Source organism: Klebsiella sp. 10, from assembly GCF_018223925.1.
Classification (GTDB): Bacteria; Pseudomonadota; Gammaproteobacteria; order Enterobacterales; family Enterobacteriaceae; genus Klebsiella; species Klebsiella pneumoniae.
The window spans coordinates 326,093-351,543 of record NZ_JAGRRB010000005.1 but is presented as its reverse complement, the minus strand read 5'-3'; the positions used below and the strand labels follow the sequence as shown (position 1 = coordinate 351,543).

The 25,451-nt window shown below is 58.6% G+C and carries 23 protein-coding genes; 8 read left to right on the top strand and 15 right to left on the bottom strand.

Annotated features, from left to right (window positions below; all coding sequences use genetic code 11):
- Nucleotides 1–23: 23 nt before the first annotated feature.
- Entirely contained in the window at nucleotides 24–1,415 is a 1,392-nt protein-coding gene (locus tag KHQ26_RS07530; protein WP_211777870.1) for a nucleobase:cation symporter-2 family protein, read from the bottom strand.
- A 284-nt stretch (nucleotides 1,416–1,699) separates the two neighbouring features.
- On the opposite strand from KHQ26_RS07530, the gene gltS reads away from it, so the two are divergent.
- Nucleotides 1,700–2,902, top strand: a complete 1,203-nt coding sequence (gene gltS / locus KHQ26_RS07525; protein WP_004173891.1) for a sodium/glutamate symporter — start codon at nucleotides 1,700–1,702, stop codon at nucleotides 2,900–2,902.
- 114 nt (nucleotides 2,903–3,016) lie between these two features.
- Here the strand turns inward: gltS and glpK are convergent, their stop codons facing one another.
- Both glpK and KHQ26_RS07515 read right to left on the bottom strand, forming a co-directional pair.
- Nucleotides 3,017–4,528, bottom strand: coding sequence for a glycerol kinase GlpK (glpK, locus tag KHQ26_RS07520; protein ID WP_002922944.1), 1,512 nt, complete (start codon nucleotides 4,526–4,528; stop codon nucleotides 3,017–3,019).
- 21 nt (nucleotides 4,529–4,549) lie between these two features.
- Entirely contained in the window at nucleotides 4,550–5,401 is an 852-nt protein-coding gene (locus KHQ26_RS07515; RefSeq protein ID WP_020803790.1) for an MIP/aquaporin family protein, read from the bottom strand.
- A 442-nt stretch (nucleotides 5,402–5,843) separates the two neighbouring features.
- On the opposite strand from KHQ26_RS07515, the gene zapB reads away from it, so the two are divergent.
- From zapB to KHQ26_RS07495, 4 genes are all read left to right on the top strand, one after another.
- A complete protein-coding gene (gene zapB, locus KHQ26_RS07510; protein WP_004150222.1) occupies nucleotides 5,844–6,089 on the top strand; it encodes a septal ring assembly protein ZapB in 246 nt (81 codons plus the stop codon).
- Nucleotides 6,090–6,240: 151 nt separating this feature from the next.
- Entirely contained in the window at nucleotides 6,241–7,230 is a 990-nt protein-coding gene (locus KHQ26_RS07505) for a sulfate ABC transporter substrate-binding protein (protein ID WP_002922936.1), read from the top strand.
- 162 nt (nucleotides 7,231–7,392) lie between these two features.
- Entirely contained in the window at nucleotides 7,393–8,163 is a 771-nt protein-coding gene (locus KHQ26_RS07500; RefSeq protein ID WP_020803798.1) for a CDP-diacylglycerol diphosphatase, read from the top strand.
- A gap of 64 nt (nucleotides 8,164–8,227) precedes the next feature.
- A complete protein-coding gene (locus tag KHQ26_RS07495; protein ID WP_004151505.1) occupies nucleotides 8,228–9,532 on the top strand; it encodes an SLC13 family permease in 1,305 nt (434 codons plus the stop codon).
- Between the two features lie 92 nt (nucleotides 9,533–9,624).
- On the opposite strand, the gene tpiA is transcribed toward KHQ26_RS07495, so the two are convergent.
- Nucleotides 9,625–10,392 carry a triose-phosphate isomerase gene (gene tpiA, locus KHQ26_RS07490; RefSeq protein ID WP_002922909.1) on the bottom strand — a complete coding sequence of 256 codons (768 nt, stop codon included), beginning with the start codon at nucleotides 10,390–10,392 and terminating at the stop codon, nucleotides 9,625–9,627.
- A 109-nt stretch (nucleotides 10,393–10,501) separates the two neighbouring features.
- The gene (locus KHQ26_RS07485) at nucleotides 10,502–11,104 is read right to left on the bottom strand and encodes a YiiQ family protein (RefSeq protein ID WP_002922908.1); all 603 of its coding nucleotides are present in this window, start codon (nucleotides 11,102–11,104) and stop codon (nucleotides 10,502–10,504) included.
- Nucleotides 11,105–11,216: 112 nt separating this feature from the next.
- On the opposite strand from KHQ26_RS07485, the gene KHQ26_RS07480 reads away from it, so the two are divergent.
- The gene (locus tag KHQ26_RS07480) at nucleotides 11,217–11,645 is read left to right on the top strand and encodes a DUF805 domain-containing protein (RefSeq protein ID WP_002922907.1); all 429 of its coding nucleotides are present in this window, start codon (nucleotides 11,217–11,219) and stop codon (nucleotides 11,643–11,645) included.
- Here KHQ26_RS07480 and fpr read toward each other — a convergent pair whose 3' ends face one another.
- The 7 genes from fpr to gmk form a co-directional block, all read right to left on the bottom strand.
- Entirely contained in the window at nucleotides 11,646–12,392 is a 747-nt protein-coding gene (gene fpr, locus KHQ26_RS07475; RefSeq protein ID WP_004173895.1) for a ferredoxin--NADP(+) reductase, read from the bottom strand.
- Nucleotides 12,393–12,542: 150 nt separating this feature from the next.
- Nucleotides 12,543–13,553: a class II fructose-bisphosphatase gene (gene glpX, locus KHQ26_RS07470; protein WP_002922903.1), complete on the bottom strand. Its 1,011-nt coding sequence runs from the start codon at nucleotides 13,551–13,553 to the stop codon at nucleotides 12,543–12,545.
- Nucleotides 13,554–13,601: 48 nt separating this feature from the next.
- The gene (recG, locus tag KHQ26_RS07465; protein ID WP_004151504.1) at nucleotides 13,602–15,683 is read right to left on the bottom strand and encodes an ATP-dependent DNA helicase RecG; all 2,082 of its coding nucleotides are present in this window, start codon (nucleotides 15,681–15,683) and stop codon (nucleotides 13,602–13,604) included.
- 5 nt (nucleotides 15,684–15,688) lie between these two features.
- Nucleotides 15,689–16,378, bottom strand: a complete 690-nt coding sequence (gene trmH / locus KHQ26_RS07460) for a tRNA (guanosine(18)-2'-O)-methyltransferase TrmH (RefSeq protein ID WP_004181538.1) — start codon at nucleotides 16,376–16,378, stop codon at nucleotides 15,689–15,691.
- Nucleotides 16,379–16,382: 4 nt separating this feature from the next.
- Complete coding sequence (gene spoT / locus KHQ26_RS07455; RefSeq protein ID WP_004150214.1) at nucleotides 16,383–18,503, bottom strand: bifunctional GTP diphosphokinase/guanosine-3',5'-bis pyrophosphate 3'-pyrophosphohydrolase; 2,121 nt, start codon at nucleotides 18,501–18,503, stop codon at nucleotides 16,383–16,385.
- Between the two features lie 18 nt (nucleotides 18,504–18,521).
- On the bottom strand, nucleotides 18,522–18,797 hold the full coding sequence (rpoZ, locus tag KHQ26_RS07450; protein ID WP_000135058.1) for a DNA-directed RNA polymerase subunit omega: 276 nt from the start codon (nucleotides 18,795–18,797) through the stop codon (nucleotides 18,522–18,524).
- Nucleotides 18,798–18,851: 54 nt separating this feature from the next.
- Complete coding sequence (gene gmk, locus KHQ26_RS07445; protein ID WP_002922664.1) at nucleotides 18,852–19,475, bottom strand: guanylate kinase; 624 nt, start codon at nucleotides 19,473–19,475, stop codon at nucleotides 18,852–18,854.
- Between the two features lie 258 nt (nucleotides 19,476–19,733).
- Here gmk and ligB point away from each other — a divergent pair, with 258 nt between their 5' ends.
- The gene (gene ligB / locus KHQ26_RS07440; protein ID WP_032410642.1) at nucleotides 19,734–21,410 is read left to right on the top strand and encodes an NAD-dependent DNA ligase LigB; all 1,677 of its coding nucleotides are present in this window, start codon (nucleotides 19,734–19,736) and stop codon (nucleotides 21,408–21,410) included.
- A gap of 5 nt (nucleotides 21,411–21,415) precedes the next feature.
- On the opposite strand, the gene KHQ26_RS07435 is transcribed toward ligB, so the two are convergent.
- Entirely contained in the window at nucleotides 21,416–22,033 is a 618-nt protein-coding gene (locus KHQ26_RS07435) for a trimeric intracellular cation channel family protein (RefSeq protein ID WP_002922654.1), read from the bottom strand.
- A gap of 275 nt (nucleotides 22,034–22,308) precedes the next feature.
- Here KHQ26_RS07435 and KHQ26_RS07430 point away from each other — a divergent pair, with 275 nt between their 5' ends.
- The gene (locus KHQ26_RS07430; RefSeq protein ID WP_032410640.1) at nucleotides 22,309–23,559 is read left to right on the top strand and encodes a chloride channel protein; all 1,251 of its coding nucleotides are present in this window, start codon (nucleotides 22,309–22,311) and stop codon (nucleotides 23,557–23,559) included.
- A 55-nt stretch (nucleotides 23,560–23,614) separates the two neighbouring features.
- Here KHQ26_RS07430 and KHQ26_RS07425 read toward each other — a convergent pair whose 3' ends face one another.
- A complete protein-coding gene (locus tag KHQ26_RS07425) occupies nucleotides 23,615–24,673 on the bottom strand; it encodes a bifunctional transcriptional activator/DNA repair enzyme AdaA (RefSeq protein ID WP_020803793.1) in 1,059 nt (352 codons plus the stop codon).
- A 2-nt stretch (nucleotides 24,674–24,675) separates the two neighbouring features.
- On the bottom strand, nucleotides 24,676–25,422 hold the full coding sequence (locus KHQ26_RS07420; RefSeq protein WP_004152903.1) for an isocitrate lyase/PEP mutase family protein: 747 nt from the start codon (nucleotides 25,420–25,422) through the stop codon (nucleotides 24,676–24,678).
- Nucleotides 25,423–25,451 lie beyond the last annotated feature (29 nt).

Here is a 25,451-nt window from a genome sequence, read left to right as displayed (position 1 = left end):
TGCGCGACCGGGAACGCATGAGATCACGCCTTTTCTGGCGGGAAAATTAAATTCAGAACAATCGCCGTGATACCGCCGGCGGCAATCCCGGAGGAAAGCAGGTTTTTCAGCCAGTCCGGGGCGAACTGCAGGATCAGCGGTTGCTGCGACACGCCGAGGCCTACCGCCAGCGACAGAGCGATAATCAGGATCGCCCGACGGTTCAGCGGTTCACGGGAGACGATGCGCACGCCGGACGCGGCGATGGTGCCGAACATCACCAGCGTGGCGCCGCCGAGCACTGGCTCAGGGATATGCTGGACAAAGCCGCTCACCGCTGGGAACAGGCCGAGGACGATCAGCATCAGGGCGACCACAAAGCCGACGTAGCGGCTGGCGACCCCGGTCAGCTGGATCACGCCGTTGTTCTGGCCGAAGCAGGAGTTCGGGAAGGTGTTGAAGACCGCGGAAACGAAGGAGTTCAGGCCGTTAGCCAGCACGCCGCCTTTCAGGCGCTTCATATACAGCGGACCCGAGACCGGCTGTTCGGAGACGTCGGAGGTGGCGGTGATATCGCCGATGGTTTCCAGGGAGGTGATCATAAACACCAGCATCAGGGGCAGCAGCAGACTCCAGTCGATGCCGAGGCCATAATAGAGCGGCGTCGGGACGGTGATGAGGCTGCTGTTGGTCGGGGCGGTGTTGGCTGGCAGCATATCGAGGAACCACGCCGCCAGATAACCGGCAGCCATGGCAATCACTAGCGAGGCGATGCGCAGGTACGGGTTGCGCTGGCGGTTGAGGATAATAATCAGCGCCAGCACGATACCCGCCAGCAGCAGATTTTTCGGCGCACCAAAGGTGTGGTCGGCCATCGCCGCGTAGCCGCCGCCGATGGAGGTCAGTCCGACCTGAATCAGCGACAGGCCGATAATCATCACCACCACGCCGGAAACCAGCGGGGTAATGATACGGCGCGCCAGGTGCAGGATCCGGGAGAGGACCATTTCGGTGCAGCTGGCCAGCATCAGGGTGCCGAAGAGGGCGGCCATCATGGTGGGGACGTCGGCGCCGCCGGTTTTCAAGGCGGTACCGCCCATGATCACCGGGGCGACAAAGTTGAAGCTGGTGCCCTGGATGGAGAGCAGTCCGGAGCCGACCGGGCCCCAGGCTTTGATCTGAATAATAGAGGCGACGCCGGAGGCGAACAGCGACATGCTGATGATATGTTGGGTATCTTGCGCCGGGAGACCGAGAGCCTGGCAGATTAACAGCGCCGGGGTGATCACCGCGACAAACATCGCCAGCAGGTGCTGGAAGGCGGCGAACAGGGTTTGCGGTAGCGGCGGGCGATCTTCGAGGCGGTAGATTAATTCGCTGGCTGGTTTATGCGCAACCGGTTGCGCATTTTCTGACTCTGCGGTGTTTACGGACATCACAAGCAATCCCAAGGTGGCAAAGCGGGAATTTTATCGGACTGTAGACCAAAAGCAAACGTTTGCCAGCGTTTGCTCATAAAAATTTATACCGTGAATATGCGCAACGAGGTAATTAACATTTTGTATGCTAAATCGCATCATTAAGGATACAAAATATCTTTTTCTGTCAATTTTTCCGCCGTTCTGCGTAAAATCCCCCTCTGACTCCTCATGATGAGAAGCTAAAGACACCAGGAATATCGTCGCGTGTGAATGGATCATGCGCCCATAAGGAGCTTTTTATGTTTCATCTCGATACCTTATCGACGCTCGTTGCCGCAACGCTCGTGCTGTTACTCGGCAGAAAACTTGTACAAACCGTTCCCTTCCTTAAGAAATACACTATTCCTGAACCCGTTGCCGGCGGTCTGCTGGTGGCGCTGGCGCTGCTGGCGCTGAAAAAAAGCATGGATATCGAAATTGATTTCGATATGAGTCTGAAAGATCCGCTGATGCTGGCGTTCTTCGCCACCATCGGTCTTAACGCCAACCTCGCCAGCCTGCGGGCCGGCGGCAAGGTGCTGGGCACTTTCCTGATCGTGGTGGTTGGCCTGCTGCTGCTGCAGAACGCCCTCGGTATCGGCATGGCGACGCTGCTGGGGCTGGATCCGCTAATGGGTCTGCTGGCCGGGTCGATTACCTTATCCGGCGGCCACGGCACCGGGGCGGCGTGGAGTAAGCTGTTCGTTGAGCGCTACGGTTTTGCCAACGCCACCGAGGTGGCGATGGCCTGCGCGACTTTCGGCCTGGTGCTGGGCGGCCTGATCGGCGGCCCGGTGGCGCGTTATCTGGTGAAGCACTCTTCCTCACCGGACGGGACACCGGACGATCAGGTGGCGCCAACCGCCTTTGAAAAGCCGGACGTGGGGCGGGTGATCACCTCGCTGGTGCTGATCGAAAGTATCGCCCTGATCGCCATCTGTCTGACGCTGGGCAAGGTGGTTGCGCAACTGCTGGCGGGGAGCGTCTTCGAGCTGCCGACCTTCGTCTGCGTGCTGTTTATCGGCGTGATCCTCAGCAACAGCCTGGCGCTGGCGGGGTTGTATCGGGTGTTCGATCGCGCGGTATCGGTGTTGGGCAACGTCAGCCTGTCGCTGTTCCTCGCCATGGCGCTGATGAGCCTCAAGCTGTGGGAGTTGGCCTCGCTGGCGCTGCCGATGATTATTATCCTGGCGGTGCAGGCGCTGGCGATGGCGCTGTATGCGGTGTTCGTCACCTATCGGATGATGGGCAAAAACTACGATGCCGCGGTGCTGGCAGCCGGGCATTGCGGGTTTGGCCTGGGGGCAACGCCGACGGCGATCGCCAATATGCAGGCGATTACCGACCGTTTCGGGCCATCGCATATGGCCTTCCTGGTAGTGCCGATGGTGGGGGCGTTCTTTATCGATATCGTCAACGCGCTGGTGATTAAGCTGTACCTGCTGCTGCCGATATTTGGCTGATAAAAAACCCGGAAGCGGTGCTGCGCACCTGTCCGGGCTACAAGATCGTGCTGTTTGGGGTTTTGTAGCCCGGCTCAGGCGTTTACGCCGCAAGCCGGGAATAACTTCACAATCTTACGCTTCGTCGTGCTCTTCCCACGCTAACGCGCGTTTCACCGCTTTCTTCCAGCCGCTGTAACGATAGTTACGCTCAGTAGTTTCAATCCCCGGGCGGAATTCGCGCTCAATCACCGCTTTCTCCTGCAGTTCATCCAGATTCTGCCAGAAACCGACCGCCAGACCGGCCAGATAGGCCGCGCCCAGCGCCGTCACTTCGCGTACTTCCGGACGCTCGACACGGGTGCCGAGGATATCGGATTGGAACTGCATCAGGAAGTTGTTAGCCACCGCGCCGCCGTCTACGCGCAGGGCGTGCAGACGAATGCCAGAGTCAGCCTGCATCGCCTCCAGCACGTCGCGGGTCTGAAAGGCGATGGACTCCAGCGTCGCACGGATAATGTGGTTGGAGTTCACGCCGCGGGTGAGGCCGAAAATCGCGCCGCGGGCATACGGGTCCCAGTACGGTGCGCCAAGACCGGTGAACGCGGGTACCACGTATACGCCGTTGGTATCCTTCACTTTGGTGGCGAAGTACTCGGAGTCGAAGGCATCGCTGATGAGCTTCATCTCGTCGCGCAGCCACTGAATAGACGCGCCGGCCATAAACACCGCCCCTTCCAGAGCGTAGTTCACCTCGCCGCGCGGGCCGCAGGCGATGGTGGTCAGCAGACCGTGGGTGGAGGTGACCGCTTTTTCGCCTGTATTCATCAGCATAAAGCAGCCGGTGCCGTAGGTGTTTTTCGCCATCCCTTCCTTGACGCACAGCTGGCCGAACAGGGCCGCCTGCTGGTCACCGGCGATCCCGGCGATAGGAATACGGGTCCCGCCTTTACCACCGATGTTGGTCTGGCCGTACACTTCGGAAGACTTGCGCACTTCCGGCAGCATGGCGCGCGGAATGTCCAGCGCGTCGAGCATCTTGTCGTCCCAGTCGAGGTCGTGAATGTTGAACAGCATGGTACGCGAGGCGTTGGTGTAGTCGGTGACGTGCACGCGGCCCTGGGTCATCTTCCAGATAAGCCAGGTGTCAACGGTGCCGAACAGCAGCTCGCCGCGCTTCGCACGCTCACGGGAACCTTCGACATGGTCGAGGATCCATTTCACCTTGGTGCCGGAGAAGTACGGGTCCACCACCAGGCCTGTGGCCTTGCGGATATACTCTTCCATCCCGTCACGCTTGAGCTGCTCGCAGATCTCCGCGGTACGGCGGCACTGCCAGACGATAGCGTTGTAGATGGGTTTACCGGTCTCTCGCTCCCACACCACCACGGTCTCACGCTGATTGGTGATGCCGATGGCCGCGATCTGATCGGAGTTGATATCCGCTTTGGCCAGCGCTTCGACCAGCGTCGAGCTTTGGGAAGCCCAGATTTCCATCGGGTCGTGTTCGACCCAGCCTGGCTTAGGATAAATTTGTTCAAATTCTCGCTGGGAGACGCTGACGATATTGGCATCATGATCCATCACAACGGCCCGGGAGCTGGTAGTGCCCTGGTCAAGCGCAACGATATATTTTTTGTCGGTCATAGTCGGTGTCCCGTAGTCAGATTACAGCGAAGCTTTATGTTGAGCGGTGGAAGAGGAGGGGCTCTGTTGCTCTTCCTCCACGCAGGTGTCGCAAGGCAGGTGACGGCCAATCAGCTTACGATAGCTGAATGCGCCCAGCGCCGCGCCGACCACCGGTGCGCACAGCGGCACCAGGAAATAAGGAATATCTTTGCCGCCGGTGAAGGCGACGTCACCCCACCCCGCCAGCCAGGCGAAGGCTTTCGGGCCGATGTCACGCGCCGGGTTCATGGCGAAGCCGGTCAGCGGTCCCATGGAGGCGCCAATCACCGCAATCAGCAGGCCAATCAGCAGAGGGGCCAGCGGGCCGCGCGGTATGCCGTTGCCATCGTCGGTCAGCGCCAGGATGACGCCCATCAGGATAGCGGTAATCACCATCTCTACCGCGAAGGCCTGCACAAAATTGATGTGCGGGTTCGGGTAAGTGGAGAAAATGCCGGCCAGATCGAGGCTTTCCACGCTGCCGCGAATCATATGGTGGGTGGTTTCATAATCGAGGAAAAGATTGTAGTAAAGCCCGTAAACTAATGCCGCAGCGCAAAAGGCGCCAGCGAATTGCGAAATAATAAAAGGAACCACTTTGCGGCCTTCGAAGCAGGCGAACAGCCACAGCGCGATAGTCACCGCTGGGTTAAGGTGCGCACCGGAGACCCCGGCGGTCAGGTAGATCGCCATGGCGACGCCCAGACCCCAGATGATGCTGATTTCCCATTGTCCGAAGCTGGCTCCCGCGACCCTGAGCGCAGCCACGCACCCAACGCCGAAAAAGATCAACAACCCGGTACCGAGGAACTCTGCGATGCACTGGCCTTTTAAGGTTGATGTTTGGCTCATAATCGAATCCTGAAGCGTGGTGATGATTATTGTATGTAGGGTGGTCACAGACGACCATATTGCCATGTAGGCATAGTGTTAATTTATCGTTAACGAGCAAAAACGAGAAATATCGAACTTCAAATGTGTGTGCCTCGTCAAGAAAATGAGCGTTTTCGCGCCATTTGCGCGCATCGAGAGCGCTGCCGGAGCGTTTCACCACGCATTTTGTTAACCATAAAATTAACATTGACCCATGAACTACGAGCGAACTGCGCTGAAAGCACCAGGTAAAGACTGAAAAGTGTTGCAAACCGCAATCTACGCGGCTTGCCGCTGGACAGGGGCGGCGGGGATTCATACAATCGACGATAACACCGCTATGTGCGCTAATTTTCGTTAAGGCGGGACCGCGTATACGAAACACGAGTTTCTATCAACGCCTTGCAAGTTCAGGAGAGGTATGACGATGTCATTAGAAGTGTTTGAGAAATTAGAATCTAAGGTTCAGCAGGCGATTGATACCATCACTCTGTTGCAGATGGAAATCGAAGAGCTGAAAGAAAAGAACAACACCCTGGTGCAGGAAGTTCAGAGCGCGCAGCATGGTCGTGAAGAGCTGGAGCGCGAAAACAGCCAGCTGAAAGAGCAGCAGCAGGGCTGGCAGGAACGTCTGCAGGCGCTGCTGGGTCGCATGGAAGAAGTCTAATCGCTTCGCGCCCTCTCCCGCCCGGGAGGGGGTCATCCTTACTCGCGTCTTTATATCCGCAAGTTATAGCCAATCTTTTTTTATTCTTTAATCATTGAATCGCTTTCTGGCACGCTTAACCCATCACAACATACATAAAGAGAGCGGTGCGATGAATAAGTGGGGCGTAGGGTTAACTCTGTTGCTGGCATCCGCCAGCGTTCTGGCAAAAGACATTCAGCTATTAAACGTATCTTATGATCCAACGCGCGAGCTGTACGAACAGTACAACAAAGCGTTTAGCGCACACTGGAAGCAGGAGACCGGCGACAACGTGGTGATCCGCCAGTCGCATGGTGGCTCTGGCAAACAGGCGACCTCGGTGATTAACGGTATTGAAGCGGATGTGGTCACGCTGGCGCTGGCCTACGATGTCGACGCTATTGCCGAACGCGGCCGCATCGATAAAAACTGGCTGAAACGCCTGCCGGATAACTCTGCGCCGTATACCTCCACCATCGTGTTCCTCGTCCGCAAGGGCAATCCGAAACAGATCCATGACTGGAACGATCTGATCAAACCGGGCGTGTCGGTCATTACCCCGAACCCGAAAAGCTCCGGCGGCGCCCGCTGGAACTACCTGGCGGCCTGGGGCTATGCTCTGCATCAGAATCACGGCGACCAGGCGAAAGCCCAGGAATTCGTCAAGGCGCTGTATAAAAACGTGGAAGTGCTGGACTCCGGCGCGCGCGGTTCGACCAATACCTTCGTAGAACGCGGCATCGGCGACGTACTGATCGCCTGGGAAAACGAAGCGCTGCTGGCGACCAACGAACTGGGCAAAGACAAGTTTGAAATCGTGACCCCAAGTGAGTCGATTCTGGCTGAGCCGACCGTCTCGGTGGTCGACAAAGTGGTGGATAAGAAAGGCACGCGTCAGGTGGCGGAAGCGTACCTGAAGTATCTCTACTCGCCGGAAGGCCAGGAGATTGCGGCGAAGAACTTCTACCGCCCGCGCGATCCGAATGTGGCGAAGAAATATGCTAACGAATTCCCGAAACTGAAGCTGTTTACCATCGATCAGGAGTTCGGCGGCTGGACGAAAGCGCAGAAAGAGCACTTCTCCAACGGCGGCACCTTCGACCAGATTAGCCAGCGTTAATTCTCTTGTCCCTGCTTGCGCTACGCTTAGCAGGGCTACAGTTTTGTGCGGTGCGTAGCCCGGGTAAGGCGTCAGCCGCTACCCGGGATAACGCCCCGTCAACCATCTGTTTTCATTTAGTCATCAAATTACGCTACTCTTCCGCTTCAGGCTTAACAGGGAATGAAAATGAGAAGAGTAAGATACTTTTTGCTGGCGCTGCTGGTGGCGATCCTCGCGGCGCTGGCGGGCGGCTACTACTGGCTGCACTCTGGCAACCCGGACGCATTACGCAAGATTGTCTTGCAGCAGTGCGTTCCCCATCAGCAACAGCAGCAAAACCCGTCGCCGTGCGCGGAAGTGAACCTCAAGGGCGGCTATGTGCTGTTTAAAGACCGTAACGGCCCGCTGCAATATTTGCTGATGCCGACCTACCGCATCAACGGCACCGAAAGCCCGCTGCTGCTGGAACCGTTGACGCCGAACTTTTTCTGGCAGGCCTGGCAGGGGCGTGAAATCATGAGCCAGCGCCACGGCGCGCCGGTTCCTGATAACGCGGTATCGCTGGCGATCAACTCGCGCAGTGGACGTACGCAAAACCATTTCCATATTCATATCTCCTGCCTGCGCCCCGATGTGCGCGCGCAGTTAGATAAGGATGCCGCAGCGATCAGCAGCCGCTGGCTGCCGCTACCGGGCGGGCTTCAGGGCCACGAATACCTGGCGCGCCGGGTGACGGAGGCGGAGCTGGCCCAGCGTAGCCCGTTCCTGATGCTGGCGGAAGAGGTGCCGGAGGCGCGTGAACATATGGGACGCTTCGCGCTGGCAATGGCGCAACAGAGCGACGGCTCGCTGGTGCTGCTGGCGACGGAGCGTAACCTGCTGACCCTGAACCGGGCTTCAGCGGAAGAAATTCAGGATCATCGCTGCGCCATCCTTAACGCAAACCACTAGTTCTGGCGTTTACCTGTCTTACCTGTCGTCGTATTCTTGCTGAAAAAAACGACAGGAGACAGGCATGTCGCTCTGGCTTACCCACCCGCTGTTCCTTCCTTCATTGATTGTCGGCGTCACCATCGTGCTCTGGGCGACGTCGCTGCTGCCGGAATTTATCACCGCGCTGCTGTTCTTCGCAGCGGCAATGATGGCGAAAATCGCTCCGCCGGAGGTGATCTTCGGCGGCTTTGCCTCTTCGGCGTTCTGGCTGGTGTTCAGCGGCTTTGTGCTCGGCATCGCCATCCGTAAAACCGGACTGGCGGACCGGGCGGCGCAGGCGCTGTCGGCCAGGCTCACCGACTCCTGGCCGCGGATGGTCGCCAGCGTGGTACTCCTGAGCTACGCCCTGGCGTTCGTGATGCCCTCCAACATGGGGCGCATCGCGCTGCTGATGCCGATCGTGGCGGCGATGGCCCGCCGCGCGGGCATTGCCGACGGTAGCCGCGGCTGGTTCGGCCTGGCGCTGGCGGTGGGGTTCGGCACCTTTCAGCTGTCGGCGACGATTTTGCCCGCCAACGTGCCGAATCTGGTGATGAGTGGCGCGGCGGAAGGCTCGTACGGTATCCATCTGAATTATGTTCCCTATTTACTGCTGCATACGCCGGTGCTTGGCTGGCTGAAAGGGGCGGTGCTGGTGGCGCTGATTTGCTGGCTGTTTCCCGGCAAGCCGCATCCACCGCGCGACCTGGCGCCGCTGCCGCCGATGAGCCGCGACGAGAAACGTCTGGCGTGGCTGCTGGCGGTGGTCCTCTCGCTATGGGTGACCGAGAGCTGGCACGGCGTCGGCCCGGCGTGGACCGGCCTGGCGGCGGCTGTGATCACGCTGCTGCCGCGGGTGGGCTTTATCAACGGCGAGGAGTTTGCCAGCGGGGTGAATATGCGCACCTGCATTTACGTCGCCGGGATTCTGGGGCTAGCGATCGCCGTCACCCAAACCGGGATTGGCGGCGCGGTGGGCAATGCGCTGCTGCAGGTGATGCCCCTGGATAAAGACAATCCTTTCACCAGCTTTCTCGCCCTGACCGGGATAACCAGCGCGCTGAACTTTATTATGACCGCCAACGGCGTGCCGGCGCTGTATACCACTTTTGCCCAGAGCTTTGCCGACGCCACCGGCTTCCCGCTGCTAAGCGTGATTATGATTCAGGTGCTGGGCTATTCCACGCCGCTGCTGCCCTATCAGGCGTCGCCGATCGTGGTGGCGATGGGGTTAGGCAAGGTCCCGGCGAGGGCGGGGATGCAACTGTGTCTGGCGCTGGCGGCGGTGAGTTATCTGATTTTACTGCCGCTGGACTACGCCTGGTATCAGCTGTTGGGGAAACTGTAACGGCAAAAGAAAGCCCGGCTTGCGCTGTGCTAGGCCGGGCTCCCACGTTTTGTCAGTCAACCCGGTCGCGTGTCGCCACCGGGAAAAGCGAATTACGCTTTTTTCGCTGCTTCTGCTGCTTTAACGATCACCGCGAAAGCGTCAGCTTTCAGGGAGGCGCCGCCAACCAGCGCGCCGTCGATGTCCGGCTGGGTGAACAGCTCTGCGGCGTTGCCAGCGTTAACGGAACCGCCGTACTGGATGATCACTTGCTCAGCGATTTTGGCGTCAGCTTTAGCAATGTGGTCACGGATGAATTTGTGCACCGCCTGCGCCTGAGCCGGGGTCGCTGATTTGCCAGTACCGATAGCCCATACTGGTTCGTAAGCGATAACCACGCCTTCGAAAGCGGCAGCGCCCTGGGTTTTCAGCACGGCGTCGATCTGACGTGCGCAAACTTCTTCCGTTTTGCCCGCTTCGTTTTCGGCTTCGGTTTCACCGATGCACAGAACCGGGGTCAGACCCTGCTCTTTCAGCACGGCGAATTTCTTCGCGATCAGCTCGTCGGATTCTTTGTGGTAGGTACGACGCTCGGAGTGGCCGATGATGATGTACTGCGCGCCGATATCTTTCAGCATTTCGGCGGAGGTTTCACCGGTGAATGCGCCGGACAGATTCACGTCAACGTTCTGCGCGCCCAGGTGAATGTGGCTGCCTTCTGCCGCGCGCTTAGCCAGGTCCAGATACATTTCCGGCGGGGCGATGGCAACTGCACAGCCGCTTACGCCAGCCAGCTCGGTACGCAGGTTCGCAACCAGTTCGTTTACCATGTGGCGGCTGCCGTTCAGTTTCCAGTTACCCATCACTAAAGGATGTCGCATTTTAATTCTCCACGCTACTTAAGCGAATTAAGGAATATAGCCGCCCCAGAGGGCAGCATGGTCTGTGAAACAGTATAGAGACTCGTCACTGGAAAGGCTTTGCTTTTTGTCATTTATTGTTACCTTCCAGCGTTTCAGATAGCGCCAGCTTAATCGGTTCAATGGCGAAGGTCAGGCCCTTTTCCCCATGATCTGCCACCACATAGCGCACGGCGCCTTCGGTATCGGCGAAGTAGCGCTTGCCCTTGCCGGCGGCCAGCAGTTTCTGCAGTTTTTGCTGGCTTTGCGCCTGGCTAAAAGTCGGCACGAAGGCGCGGATCATGGCGCTCATATACTCCAGCGCTTTGGTCCTGGCCGCCTTTTGCTCCGGCCCCTGGATCGGCAGCCAGGTGATCTGCATGGATTTGATCTTCAGCGTGCCGCGCTCCAGCGCGGTGGAGGCATAGAGATTTTCGTTAATTTTGCTGGCGGCGCGGGTCAGGTTAGCCCGATCGCGACTGGTGGCGATGGAACGGAATTCGTTCAGAGGCAGCTTTGGGTTATCGGCGTTGAATTTCTCGCGGAACTGACTGATCGACTGGTCAAAGCTCGGCGCGCCGGCGAGCAGGTAGGGCGCTGCCGCGGTCGTCGATTCGCTCTCTGCGGACAACGCGTGCGGGCCGACGGCAAGGCCCATCAGCCCACTTAACCACAAAATTGTCCACTTCTTCATGCCCGTCGTTCCTTTTTTTGCCTGCTGACGATTAAATCGGGAAGCGCGGCGCTTGTCAAAAAGTCACGACGCCAGGGTAAACTACGCAGACGATGATGATAAGGAAAAACGCATGACCCTACAGCAGTGGTTATTCTCAATTAAAGGGCGCATTGGCCGCCGCGATTTCTGGATCTGGATTGCCATCTGGCTGGTGACCATGAGCGCCCTGTTTACCCTGGCAGGCAGCAATCTGCTCAACCTGCAGACGGCGGCGTTTATTATCGTCTGCCTGCTATGGCCGACGGCGGCGGTGGTGGTCAAGCGGCTGCACGATCGCGGCAAATCCGGGCTGTGGGCGCTGCTGATGGTTCTGGCGTGGATGCTGCTGGCGGGGAACTGGGCGATGTTGCCGCAGGTCTGGCAGTGGGGCGTCGGGCGCTTTGTGCCGACGCTGATTATCGTCATGATGCTGATCGACCTGGGGGCGTTTGTCGGCACCCAGGGCGAGAATAAGTTCGGCAAGGAGACCCAGGACGTGCGCTGGAAAGCGGACGCCTGATTACCAGTAGTGCTCCGCCGTCATATGGCCCGGCCGGCGACGCAGATGTTTGGTCATCTGCCGGGTCTCTTTTAACAGCTGTTGGGTATCGCGCACCATTTGCGGGTTGCCGCACAGCATCACATGGCTGGTGTCGGTGGTCATCGGCAGGCCGACGGCCTCTTCCAGCGCGCCGGTTTCAATCAGAAACGGCACCCGGCCGGTCAGCGAGCCTTCCACGGTTTCGCGGCTGACCACCGTCTGAATACGGAGTTTGCCGGCATAGCGCTGCTCCAGTTCGCGCATTAGCGGCAGATAGCTCAGGTCCGCGGCGTAGCGGACGGCGTGGACCAGCACCAGGTTGTTAAAGCGCTCAAGGTCCTTGCCTTCCTGCAAAATTGACAGGTACGGCCCCAGCGCAGTGCCGGTCGCCAGCATCCACAGGGTATCGCAATCCGGTACCTCCTCGAGGACGAAGAAACCTGCCGCTTCACTCACCACCAGGACTTCATCGCCCGGCTTCAGCGCCGCCAGACGCGGGCTCAGCTTGCCTTCCGGGACGGTGACCAAATAGAACTCGAGGTCGGGATTGCCGGGGGCGTTGACGTAGGAGTAGGCGCGCTGCACGCGTTCGCCGTCGATTTCCAGCCCGAGCTTGGTAAATTGCCCGGCGGTAAACGGATGAACAGGCGCCCGCACGTATAAACTGAACAAGGCGTCCGTCCAGTACTCCACTTTTGTCACTTTGCCGCTAACCCAGTCCGCCATCGTCTTCTCCTGTTGCCAAGCGATGCCTTATCTTCGGTCCAGACGAGCCAGATTTCCACCCCGAAGGCGCAAGAAAGCTCTATTGATCAAATATAAACGAAGAACAGGGCAACCGCCTGCGGACGGTTGCCTGGGAGAGAAAAAGCGGTATTACAGGATGTGCTGCTGAATGTCCGGATCTTTACGGTCGAGGTAATGAATCGACTGGATACGACGGATAGTGCGCGACTTGCCGCGGATCAGCAGCGTCTCGGTGGTGGCCATGTTGCCCTTGCGGGTGATGCCGTCCAGCAGATCGCCTTTGGTGATCCCGGTGGCGGAGAAGACGACGTTATCGCTGCGCGCCATTTCATCCAGACGCAGCACTTTGCCCGCTTCAATGCCCATGGTTTTGCAGCGCGCCAGCTCATTTTCACCGATGCGGCGGTTCTCTTCGTTATCGCCCTTCACGTGGTGGCGAGCCAGCAGGCGCCCCTGCATATCCCCGTCGAGGGCGCGGATCACCGCGGCGGAAACCACCCCTTCCGGCGCGCCGCCGATGCCGTACAGTACGTCGACTTCGCTATCCGGCATGCAGGTGAGAATAGAGGCCGCGACGTCGCCATCGGGAATAGCGAACACGCGCACGCCCAGCTGCTGCAGCTGGGCAATGACCGCGTCGTGGCGCGGTTTCGCCAGCACGGTGACGGTCAGCTCGCCCAGCGGCTTGTTCAGGGCGCGGGCGATATTGTGCAGGTTCTCTTCCAGCGGCAGATTAAGGTCGATAGCGCCTTTAGCGCCCGGGCCGACGATCAGCTTTTCCATATACATATCCGGCGCGTTGAGGAAGCAGCCCTTATCGCCGACCGCCATCACCGCCAGGGCGTTGGCCTGGCCCATCGCCGTCATGCGGGTGCCTTCGATGGGATCGACGGCGATATCTACCGCATCGCCCTTGCCGGTACCCACTTTTTCGCCGATATAAAGCATCGGCGCTTCATCGATTTCGCCCTCGCCGATGACGATGGTGCCGTCGATATTGACGAGGTTAAGCATAATGCGCATGGCGTTAACCGCTGCGCCGTCGGCGGTATTCTTATCGCCGCGGCCCAGCCATTTATAGCCCGCCAGCGCGGCGGCTTCGGTGACACGCGAAAATTCGATGGCCAGTTCTCGTTTCATAATCCACTCGTTGTGTAGAAAAGTTGCCCGCAGCGCGGCAAAAGCGCGCTACGCGTTGGAATAGCGTTCGGTTTCCGGCATCCAGCGCTCGATAAGCGCCTGGGCCTGCAGCGGATAGCGTTCATGAATGTGGCGAGCAATGCGCTGGACATCGGGGATCATCGCCTGATCGCGCAGTAAGTCCGCCACTTTAAATTCGGCGTTGCCGGTCTGGCGGGTGCCGAGCAGCTCGCCGGGACCGCGAATTTCGAGGTCTTTCTGGGCAATGACGAAACCATCGTTGCTGTCGCGCAGGACCTGCAGACGTTTCTGCGCCGTTTTGGAGAGCGGCGATTTATAGAGTAGCACGCAGTGGGAAGCGACCGCGCCGCGCCCGACGCGCCCTCTGAGCTGGTGCAGCTGCGCCAGACCCAGACGTTCCGGGTTTTCGATAATCATCAGGCTTGAGTTAGGCACGTCGACGCCGACTTCAATCACCGTGGTGGCTACCAGCAGATGCATCTCGCCCTGCTTGAAGGCCTGCATCACCGCCTGCTTCTCCGCCGGTTTCATCCGCCCGTGGACGAGGCCGATATTGAGCTCCGGCAGCGCCAGTTTGAGCTCTTCCCAGGTGGCTTCCGCCGCCTGGGCTTCCAGCAGATCGGACTCTTCAATCAGCGTACAGACCCAATAGGCCTGGCGACCTTCATGGGTACAGGCGTTGCGCACGCGGTCGATAATATCGCTGCGCCGGGTGTCGGGGATGGCGACAGTGGTCACCGGAGTTCGGCCTGGCGGCAGCTCGTCGATAATCGAGGTGTCCAGATCGGCGTAGGCGGTCATCGCCAGGGTGCGGGGGATCGGGGTGGCGGTCATGATCAGCTGATGCGGGTGGAATCCCTGCTGCTGACCTTTCTCCCACAGCGCCAGCCGCTGATGCACGCCGAAGCGGTGCTGTTCGTCAATAATCACCAGCGCCAGGCCGTTAAACTGCACCTGCTCCTGGAAGATGGCGTGGGTGCCGACAATCATCTGCACCTCGCCGCTGGCGATAGCCTCCTGCTGCGCCTGACGGGCTTTGCCTTTCTGTTTGCCCGCCAGCCAGCCGACTTCTATGCCCAGCGGTTCGAACCAGTTGCGGAAGTTATTGGCATGCTGCTCGGCAAGCAGTTCGGTGGGCGCCATCAGCGCCACCTGTTTGCCGTGGACGATAGCGCGCAAGGCGGCCAGGGCAGCGACCAGCGTTTTACCGGAGCCAACGTCGCCCTGCACCAGGCGCATCATCGGCACGTCCAGCGCCATATCGTGTTCAATCTCGGCGGTAACCCGCGCCTGCGCGCCGGTGGGCTTAAAGGGCAGGGAGGCCAGCAGTTGGTTTTTCAGGGTATCGTTGGCGCCGAGCGGCAGGGCGTGATAGCGCTGGGCGCCTGCCCGCAGCGCCAGCATGCTGAGGTTATGCGCCAGCAGCTCTTCCAGAATCAGACGCTGCTGCGCCGGGTGCTTGCCGCTTTCCAGCTCGCTAAGTTGCAAGGAGGGAGGCGGGCGGTGCAGCGTACGCAGCGCCTCCGGCAGGCTCATCATCCCCTGCGCCAGCTCCGGCGGCAGGAGTTCGCTAATCGCGCAGGTTTCCAGGAGCTCAAGCGCCTGATCGGTGAGCTTGCGCAGGGTCGCCTGCTTGATGCCTTCGGTGGTCGGATAGACTGGGGTTAACGTTTCCTGCAGCTCCGGAGTACTCATATCGCCCTGGACGCGATATTCCGGGTGGATCATCTCGGCGCCGTACTTCCCGCGTTTGGCTTCACCGTAGGCCAGTACCCGACGACCGGTCGCGAGGCTGTTTTTCATCGCCGCGTTGAAGTTGAAAAAGCGCATGGTGAGGATGCCGGTGCCGTCGCTGATCTGGCAGGTCATCATCCGCCGGCCGCCGAAGGTGATATTGCTGTTGAGCACTTCACCTTCCACGGTGGCATAAACTCCGGGAAGCAGCTCGGCTATCGGGTAAAGATGGGTGCGATCTTCGTAGCGTAAAGGCAGGTGCAGCAGCAGATCCTGTACCGTATGCAGGCCAATCTTCGCCAGTTTGCTGCTCTGCGCAGCGCCCACACCGGTGAGTGAACTGAGCGGAACGGCATCTAACAGGCGGCCTGACATTGGGTTTACCTCGCAGCCTGCATGGTAGCCCACCACGCGGCATCGGCTTCCACTTCGCCCTGCTCGTTAACGTGGGGGTAAGGCAGACCTTTTTGTCTGGCGACGCGGGCCAGCACCGGATAGCCGCCTTCGAACAGCAGGCGCTGCTGCTCTTGTGGCGGCAGCATGCTGTTGGCGCGTTGGTACATCCCGGCATTCTGCCGCTGGCGCTGCGCCTCGTAGAGGATCAGCGCCGAGGCGACGGAGACGTTCAGCGACTGCACCATGCCGATCATCGGGATAATGATGTCCTGATCGGCCAGCGCCAGCGCTTCCTGGGTGATGCCGGTTTTTTCCTGACCCATCAGGATGCAGGTTGGACGCGTATAGTCGATTTCACGAAAATCGATGGCTTTGTCGGAAAGGTGAGTGGCGAGAATTTGCATGCCCTGGCCTTTCAGGTGGCCGACGGCATCTGCGATAGTGCGGTGGGTTTTAACCTGCACCCAGCTGTTGCTGCCCGCGGCGGCGGAGGCCATGGTACGCATCCGGCTGCTCGGCCAGACGGCATGCACTTCGTGTACGCCAACGGCATCTGCGGTCCGGATGACCGCAGAGACGTTATGAGGCTTATGGACCTGCTCCATGCAGACCGTCAGGTCAGGCTGACGCCTGGCGAGCATCTCGCAGATACGCTCGTAGCGCTTTGAGTTCATAAAGCTAGTTTCGGTTACGGGTGACTTTAATCACGTCCGGCATGACGCGGATTTTGCGCATGATATTCGCCAGATGCACGCGGTCGCGCGCGGTCAGGCGGATAAAGGCGCTGTATACGCGGCCATCTTTCTCTTCCGTATTCAGGCTCTGGATATTGGAAGACGCGGTGTTGATCGCCGCCGTCAGGTTAGCCAGCGCGCCCTGGTGGTTAAACATGTCCACCTTGATTTCGGTGATGAACTCCTGAGCGGTCTCTTTATCCCACTCAACCGCCATAAATTTCTCCGGCTCTTTCTGGTAGCCGCGAATGTTACGACAGGATTCATGGTGGATAACCAGCCCTTTACCCGGGCTGACGTGGGCGATAATCGGGTCACCTGGAATTGGACGACAGCACTTGGCGAAGGTGATCAACACGCCATCGGCGCCTTTGATTGGCAGATGACCGTGGTTCGACGCGTTGGCCGGCACCGGCGCCGCAGCGGCTTCGCCCTGCTGCAGGTTTTTTGCCACCACGACGCTCATGGCGTTGCCCAGACCGATTTCCGCCAGCAGATCGTCAAGCGAGGCCAGCTTCATGCGATCGAGTTCGCGCTGGATATTCTCCGGTGGGATCTCGGCGAGTTTGCGGCTTCCGCCCAGCGCGTGATTGAGCAGACGACGGCCAAGGCTGACCGAATCGTCGCGCTTAAGGTTTTTCAGCAGCTGACGGATCTTGGCGCGCGCTTTCGAGCTGACGACAAAGTTCAGCCAGGCGGCGTTCGGGCGAGCGCCCGGCGCGGTGATAATTTCGACAGTCTGACCGCTGGAGAGCGGCTGCGACAGCGGATAGGGCTGACGGTCGACGCGCGCGCCGACGCAGGCATGACCGATATCGGTATGCACCGCGTAGGCGAAGTCCACCGGCGTGGCGCCGGCAGGCAGTTCGACAATGCGCCCTTCCGGGGTGAAAACGTAAATCTCATCGGGGAACAGATCGGATTTTACGCTCTCGATAAATTCAAACGAGCTACCGGCGCTCTGCTGTAGCTCCAGCAGGCTTTGCATCCAGCGCTGAGCGCGGATCTGCGCGGTGGTGCTGCTTTCGCCGCCGTGCTCTTTATAAGCCCAATGCGCCGCTACCCCCATCTCCGCCATCTGGTCCATGTCTTCGGTACGAATTTGTACCTCGACCGGGACGCCGTGGGGGCCGATCATCGAGGTGTGCAAAGACTGATAGCCGTTAGCTTTCGGAATGGCGATGTAGTCTTTAAAACGACCCGGACGCGGTTTGTAGAGGCTGTGCATCTGGCCGAGCACGCGATAGCAGATATCGGCATCATGGACGATAACGCGGAAGGCGTAGATATCCATGATCGAGTGAAAACGTTGCTCTTTGAGCACCATTTTACAGTAGATGGAGTATAGATGCTTCTCGCGACCGCTGACGCGGCAGGGGATCCCCGCTTCCTGTAAACGCCCTTCGATTTCAGAGAGGATCTTTTGAATCATCTCCTTACGGTTGCCGCGCGCCGCTTTGACCACCTCTTTAATGACGCGGTAGCGGTTAGGGTACAGCGCTTCAAAGCCCAGCTCTTCGAGCTCGGTTTTGATGTGATGGATACCTAAACGGTGCGCCAGCGGGCTGTAAATTTCCAGCGTTTCGCGGGCGATGCGGCGGCGTTTATCCGGGCGCAGCGAGCCCAGAGTACGCATGTTGTGGGTGCGGTCGGCAAGCTTGATGAGGATGACGCGAATGTCCTGCACCATCGCCATGATCATTTTGCGAAAGTTTTCGGCCTGCGCCTCTTTCTTATCGCGGAACTTGAGCTTATCAAGTTTCGACACCCCCTCTACCAGCTCGGCGACGCTTTTACCAAAAAGCTGTTCCATGTCCTGATAGGTGGCGGGGGTATCTTCAATCACATCATGCAGCAGCGCGGCCATCAGCGTTTCATAGTCGAGCTTCATCTCGGCCAGAATGCAGGCTACCGCGACCGGGTGCGTGATATAGGGTTCACCGCTTGAACGTGTCTGACCCTCGTGAGCGTCACGTGCAACGAGATACGCCTGCCGCAGACGCTTAATCTGGTCTTCCGGCAGGTAGTTTTGAATCAGCTGATTCAGGCTTTCAAACAGATACAAGGGCGACCCGCTGTGTGATTAACGACGACCTTCAGCAATCGCGGTAACGGCTTGTAATTCAGCGGCTTCCTGCTCTTGCTGTTCCTGGCGCTCACGTACGTCGAGGATCTGGTTGTTGATCAGACCTTCTTCGATTTCGCGCAGTGCGATAACGGTGGTTTTATCGTTTTCTTCCGGTACCAGCGGATCCTTTCCGCCAACCTGCATCTGACGAGCGCGACGCGCGGCGACCAGTACCAGGTCAAAACGGTTACCAATTTTCTCTACAGCGTCCTGAACAGTTACGCGTGCCATACTTAAAATGCTCCACAGGTGAAGAAATGACTGGGCATGATACTGAATGTGGGTTCAGTCTGCCAATAGTTTGGTGATTAAAGCGCCATGTCGCTGCTTTTGGCGGCTCATGCGCAGACGTTCAGCGCGGATGATATTTTTCAGGTCGCTCAGGGCGGTGTCAAAATCATCGTTCACAATCAGGTAATCATATTCCGCGTAATGGCTCATTTCCGCAACAGCCTGGGCCATCCGTTTCGCGATCACCTCTTCGCTGTCCTGGCCGCGGCCGCGCAGGCGACGGTCCAGTTCATCTTTTGACGGCGGCAGAATAAAAATACTGCGCGCGCCGGGCATGCTTTTACGGATCTGCTGTGCGCCTTGCCAGTCGATATCGAGGAAGACATCGACGCCGGTCGCCAGCACCTGCTCGATCGCTTTACGCGACGTGCCGTAATAGTTGCCAAAGACCTCTGCATGTTCCAGAAACGCGTTTTCGCCAATCATCGAGCGGAATTCGTCGTGATTCACGAAGAAATAGTGTTCGCCGTGCACTTCACCCGGACGCGGCGCCCGCGTGGTATGGGAGACCGATACCTGGGTGTCATACAACGGTTGGGTTTTTAATAAAGCCTGAATCAGGCTGGATTTACCCGCGCCGCTAGGGGCGGAAACAATATAAAGCGTGCCTTGAGCCATGAGTGTCTTTTGTATGTGGTTATCGAAAGAGGTCCTACATACGAGCCTATTATACACGTCGCCGCGGCGTGACGCAGTCATTGTCACACTTTTTGCCGCTGTTTCTTTCATTTTGCCTGCCGTTTTCCTGAATACGCCAGCCTTTGCTGCAATGAGGCGTAAATCCTGGAAGGCGCTTCGCAAGGCGAAAAAGCTTCCGTCGCGGCTCGCGGCATTCTGCAGCAGACTCTCCGCCAGGTGATGGAGGAGGGGACTGCAATGCGTAAAGGAGGGTGGTGGCTGGCGTTAGGGATGTTCTCTGCCAGCGCGCTGGCGACGTGTCCGGACTGGCCGCCGGCCAGAGGAAGGCAGGAGACATCACGCCTTCATCAGCAAATTGTCGCCTGGAAAGAGGCTTACTGGCGGCAGGGCGCCAGCGGAGTGAGCGATGACGTTTACGACCAGCTCACTCTGCGCCTGGCGCAGTGGCGACAATGCTTTCCGGGCGCGACGCCTGAGGATGACGATCTGCCTCCGCCCACCGGCGATGCGCGTCATCCGGTGGCCCATACCGGCGTGCGCAAGCTGGCGGATGAGGACAGCGTTGCCCGCTGGATGAAAAATAAATCCGACCTGTGGATACAGCCTAAAGTGGACGGCGTGGCGGTGACTCTCGTTTATCGCCAGGGGCGTCTGGTTCAGGCCATTAGCCGCGGCGATGGTCTACGCGGTGAGGCATGGACCGCCCGAGCGCGGCAGATCCCGGCGCTGGCGAAAGTGATGACCGGTGAACTGGCCGACAGCGTACTGCAGGGGGAACTTTTTCTGCGCCGGGACGGCCATGTCCAGCAGCAGGCCGGGGGGATGAATGCGCGGGCGAAAGTCGCCGGGTTGATGATGCGAGCCGACGCGGCGGCGGCGCTCAGCCAACTGGACGTCTTTATCTGGGCCTGGCCAGACGGTCCGTCCGATATGCGCCGTCGTCAGCAGCTGCTGGCGCAGGCGGGGTTTAAGTACAGCGGACAATATACCCATCCGGTGTCGCGCATCGAGCAGGTGGCGCAGTGGCGCCAGCGCTGGTATCGCTCGCCGCTGCCCTTCGTCAGCGACGGTGTGATTGTGCGCGAAGGACGCGAGCCGCCGGGGCGAGTCTGGTCGCCCGGAAAGGGCGAGTGGCTGGCAGCCTGGAAATATCCTCCGGCATCGCGGGTGATGCAGGTACGGGCGATCCGTTTCAGTACCGGCCGCAGCGGCAGACTCAACGTGGTGGCCGAGCTTGAGCCCCAGCGGCTGGATGATAAACGCGTGCAGCGGGTTAACGTTGGCTCTGTGTCCCGCTGGCAGATGCTGGATATTGGGGTTGGCGATCAGCTGCAGATCAGTCTGGCAGGGCAGGGTATTCCTCGGGTCGACGCCGTCGTCTGGCGGACGGCCGAGCGCCATAAACCGACGCCGCCGCCGGCGAAATTTAATGCGCTAACCTGCTATTTCGCCACCCCTGAGTGCAGCGAACAGTTTCTTTCCAGGCTGATCTGGTTGTCATCAAAGTCCGCCCTGAATGTCGATGGCGTGGGGGAAAATTTATGGCGCGTCATTCAGCAGCAAAACCCGATGACGCATATCTTTTCCTGGCTGGCGCTTACCGTTGAGCAGCTGCAGGCGGTGCCAGGGATTTCCGCCGCCCGCGGGCAGCACCTCTGGCATCAGTTTGATCTTGTTCGCAAACGACCTTTTATCCGCTGGGTGCTGGCGATGGGGATCCCGGTGCCGCAGGGGGCGCTGGCGCAGCTCGAAAGCGAGAACTGGCATTTGCTGGCGGCAAAAAGTGAAGCGCAATGGCGCACGCTGCCGGGCGTGGGGGAGATCAGAGCCCGCCAGCTGGTGGCTTTCCTGCACCATCCGGACGTGGTGGCGCTGGCGCAATGGCTTAGCGGGCAGCGCATCCCCGGATTTTAAGGCGGTTAGTGGGCGTCATGGGTGTAGTGGAAGACCGGTAGCCCCAGTTTCCAGCGTAGCGCCAGCATGCGGGCGGTAAAGCCGAACAGCAGTGTAGCCAGCACCACCACATCGTGGCTGCTGACGTAATGTTGCAGAGCAATATAGAGTACGGCTGCGGCAAAGGAGATCCCGGCATACAGCTCTTTCTGGAAGACCAGCGGAATGCGTTTGCAGAACATATCGCGCAGTACGCCGCCGAAGACACCGGTGATCACGGCGGCAATAGAGGCGATAACCGGGCCTTCGCCCATGTCCAGGGCGATCTGCGCGCCGATGATGGAAAACACGATCAGCCCCAGCGCGTCCAGCACCAGAAACAGCCGACGAAGGTGCGGCATCACCGGAGCGGCAATGGTCGTGAGGACGGCGGCGACGGCGACAATGATGACATATTCGGGATGCTTCACCCAACCAAGAGGATAGTGCCCCAGCAGGATATCGCGAACGGAACCCCCGCCCAGCGCGGTCGCAGTGGCGATAATGATGACGCCAAACGTATCCATCCGCCGGCGCCCGGCAGCCAGTGCGCCGGTCATGGCTTCCGCGGTGATACCGATTAAATACAGAACATGAAGCAGCATAGATCCCCCCAGGTAATGGCGGGCAGGTTAACGATTTGTGCGCAGGATCACGATTGAGATTTTCTAAAGCGAATCATTTACGCCAGGAAAAATTAATGGAAATAGTATCCGTGATGGCTTGATTTAAAGGTTTATTGATTTTTTAGGGATTTTTATTGATTAGAAAAAGTAATGCTAAGTGAAGCGATGGGTATCACTATCGAAAACACTATGATTACGCAATGTTTAAGTCTCGTCCTTTATTCTTTTATTTTTCCTTTTCAAGGCCTGAGAAAATGAGCGTCGCCGCCGGGAATAAAAATCATCTGATCCGCCTGATAGCCGTGGTATTAACCGGGATTCTGGCCGGTCTGTCCGGCATGGTTTTGGCACTAATTTTACACGCGATTCAGCACCTGGCTTTTGGTTACAGTTATGGGCAGATCGTCGGTTCGGTGTCATTTTTACAGGGCGTCACGGAGTCGTCCTGGCCACGCCGCATCGTGGCAATCGTGGTCGGCGGCGCCGTCGCCGGATTTGGCTGGTGGCTGCTTGGTCGCTATGGGCAGAGGCGGGTTTCCATTGCGGCGGCGGTGGCCAACCCCTGCGTACCCATGCCCGCGGGCACCACGACGATCCACGCGCTGCTGCAGATCGTCACAGTAGCGCTGGGCTCCCCGCTTGGCCGCGAAGTGGCGCCCCGGGAAATGGGCGCGCTGGGGGCGGGGATGGTGGCGCGTAAGCTGCGCCTGCTGGAAGATGAAACCCGCACGCTGATTGCCTGTGGGGCGGGCGCGGGTCTGGCGGCGGTCTATAACGTCCCGCTGGCCGGGGCGTTGTTCAGCCTTGAGGTCATGCTGCTGTCGTTTAGCTGGGAAAAAACGCTGGCGGCGATGATGACCTCGGCGATTGCCGCCTGGACGGCCACCCTGGGGTTAGGGGATGAATCGCAATACCATTTTGTTTCCAGCGCACTTCCGCACACCTTTCTCTGGTGGGCGATTCTGGCGGGCCCGATTCTTGGCACCGGCGCCTGGCTCTTTCGCAAAGCGACCAGCGCGGCGCGTTCACGCGCGCGAAGTAACTGGCAGATGCCGGTGTTCTGTCTGCTGGGGTTTTCTCTTCTTGCCATCCTGAGTCTTTATTTCCCCGAGCTTCCGGGCAATGGCAAGGGTCCAATGCAGCTGGCGCTCAGCGACGGGCTGCCTCTCTCCATGGTCGCTGTCCTGTTAGTATTGAAGATGGTGGTGATTCTGGCGGTGCTGCGCGGCGGCGCGGAGGGTGGATTGTTAACCCCAGGGCTGGCGGTGGGCGGATTGGTCAGCCTGCTGCTCTGCGCGCTCTGGCAGCTCGGCTTCCCTGGCGGTGATAAAAGCAGCTTCGCTGTGGTGGGGGCGGCCGCGTTTCTCGCCGCCTCCATGCAGATGCCGTTGACCGCAGTGGCGCTGGTGATGGAGTTTACCCACATGGATCACAGCTATCTGGCTCCGGCGCTGCTGTGCGCGGCAGGGGCGTTTTTAACCTGCCGGGTGCTGGATAAAAAATAGGCTTACCGAGCCGCGGTGAAAGTCAGGGAGGGGCCCGTTGATCCTGAAAGTAAAATCAGCCGCGTTTTTTCCTGATGGTTGCCTCATGGTTAATAAGCCATATTTTTCGTGCAATGCCGCCGCCGTAACCGGTCATCGAACCATCTTTGCCGATAATTCGATGGCACGGGATGATAATCGCGACGCGGTTAGCGCCGTTTGCAGCAGCCACCGCGCGCGTGGCCGTTGGTTTACCTATCTCCATCGCAATCGATTGATAATGCGTCGTCTCACCGAAGCTAACGTGCTGTAAACGGCGCCAGACCGCTCGCTGGAATTCGCTGCCTGGGGTATCAAGCGCCACCTCGAACGATTGACGCTGTCCGGCGAAATACTCCGTTATTTCCTGTTGCGCCTGCCTGGTGTGGGCATTTTCACCTGCGATGATGCTGGCGTTGAACCGCCGCTGCAGGTCGCTGAATTCTGACTCCAGCGCTCGTCTGTCGACAAACTCCAGCAGACAAATTCCCCGTTGCGTTGCACAAACAAACATTGGCCCTAACGGGGTGGTAAAACGATGAATTAAAACAACCTGGCGTTGCGCGCTGGGTGCGAAACCGGTCAATTTTTTGCAGGTATAGCCGAAGCCGCTTAAGGACTCGTAACCGCTATCGAAAGCGACATCGGTAGTTGAGCGGCCTGCTTTTAATTCCTGAAGCGCCATATTCAAACGCTGCATCCGTTGAAAAGCCTGAAAGGTGATCCCGTGGTTTTGCAGGAACCAGCGGCGAACGCGTTCCGGGCTAATATCGTGCTGACGTAGCTCGCTATCGCTGAGGCGGACCTTTGGAGCTTCTCGCAGCAGGCGGAGCGCTTGTTCAACAAAGGCGGGGGCCGTCCGGGCATTCTCCGTCGGGCGACAGACTTTGCATGGCCGGAAGCCGGCATCCAGCGCGGATTTAAAGTCATTATAAAATTCGACGTTTTCCCGCCGGGGTTTTCGCGCCCGACAGACCGAGATACAAAATACGCCGGTGGTTTTCACGCCGACGAAAAAAACGCCGGTGAATTCCACCGCGCGTTCAAGCAGCGCCTGATACCAGATATCGCACTGCATGCTGTCGGTAATTTTCATGGTCAAAAAACACCTGAGAAAGAATGTTGGGTTTGCACCTGACATAATAAGTCTTTCAGTCTGGCCTGCGTCGCAGCATAAATAAAATTGCCCATCGAAATTCGTTTTACGCCCAGTGTCGATAAGGTGCTGAAGTCAGCCAGCTCAGGCATACACATTACGTTTAAGGGTAAAGGCACGTGGTGAACGATGGCGGTAATATCCTCCGCGCGGGTGACGCAAGGCACAAAAAAACCGCATGCGCCGTGTTTGGCGTAGAGTTGACCGCGATAGAGCGTCTGAACCAGCGCATCTTGTACGTTGAGAAGAAAGGTATCGGTGCGGACATTAACAAACAGACCGGGACAGGCGCGGGTTATTTCCTGCAGTTTGACGGCAAAGCGCTCCGCATCGTCAAGACGACGCGTACCATCCACCACATGACTATCCTCGAGATTTATTCCACTCACGCCGAGATGCGCCAGACGCCGGATATTGTCAATGATGTGGCTGGTTGTCGCGCCGTAGCCCGCCTCTAAATCGACGCTTAACGGCAGTTCGCTAACGGTTTTGATGCGTGAGACGACATAAAACAGCTCGTCAAAACTCATCTCTTCGCCATCTTCATACCCTAACATTGCGGCGATAGCAGCGCTGGAGGATCCCAGCGCCTGATAACCAGCCTGCTGAGCAGCCTGAGCGCTGCTGGCATCCCAGACATTGGCAAGCAACAAAGGTTGGTTTTGCTGGTGAAGCGCATTAAAGTCCATTCTTTTCTCTCGCGGTAGTGTTTTCCTGA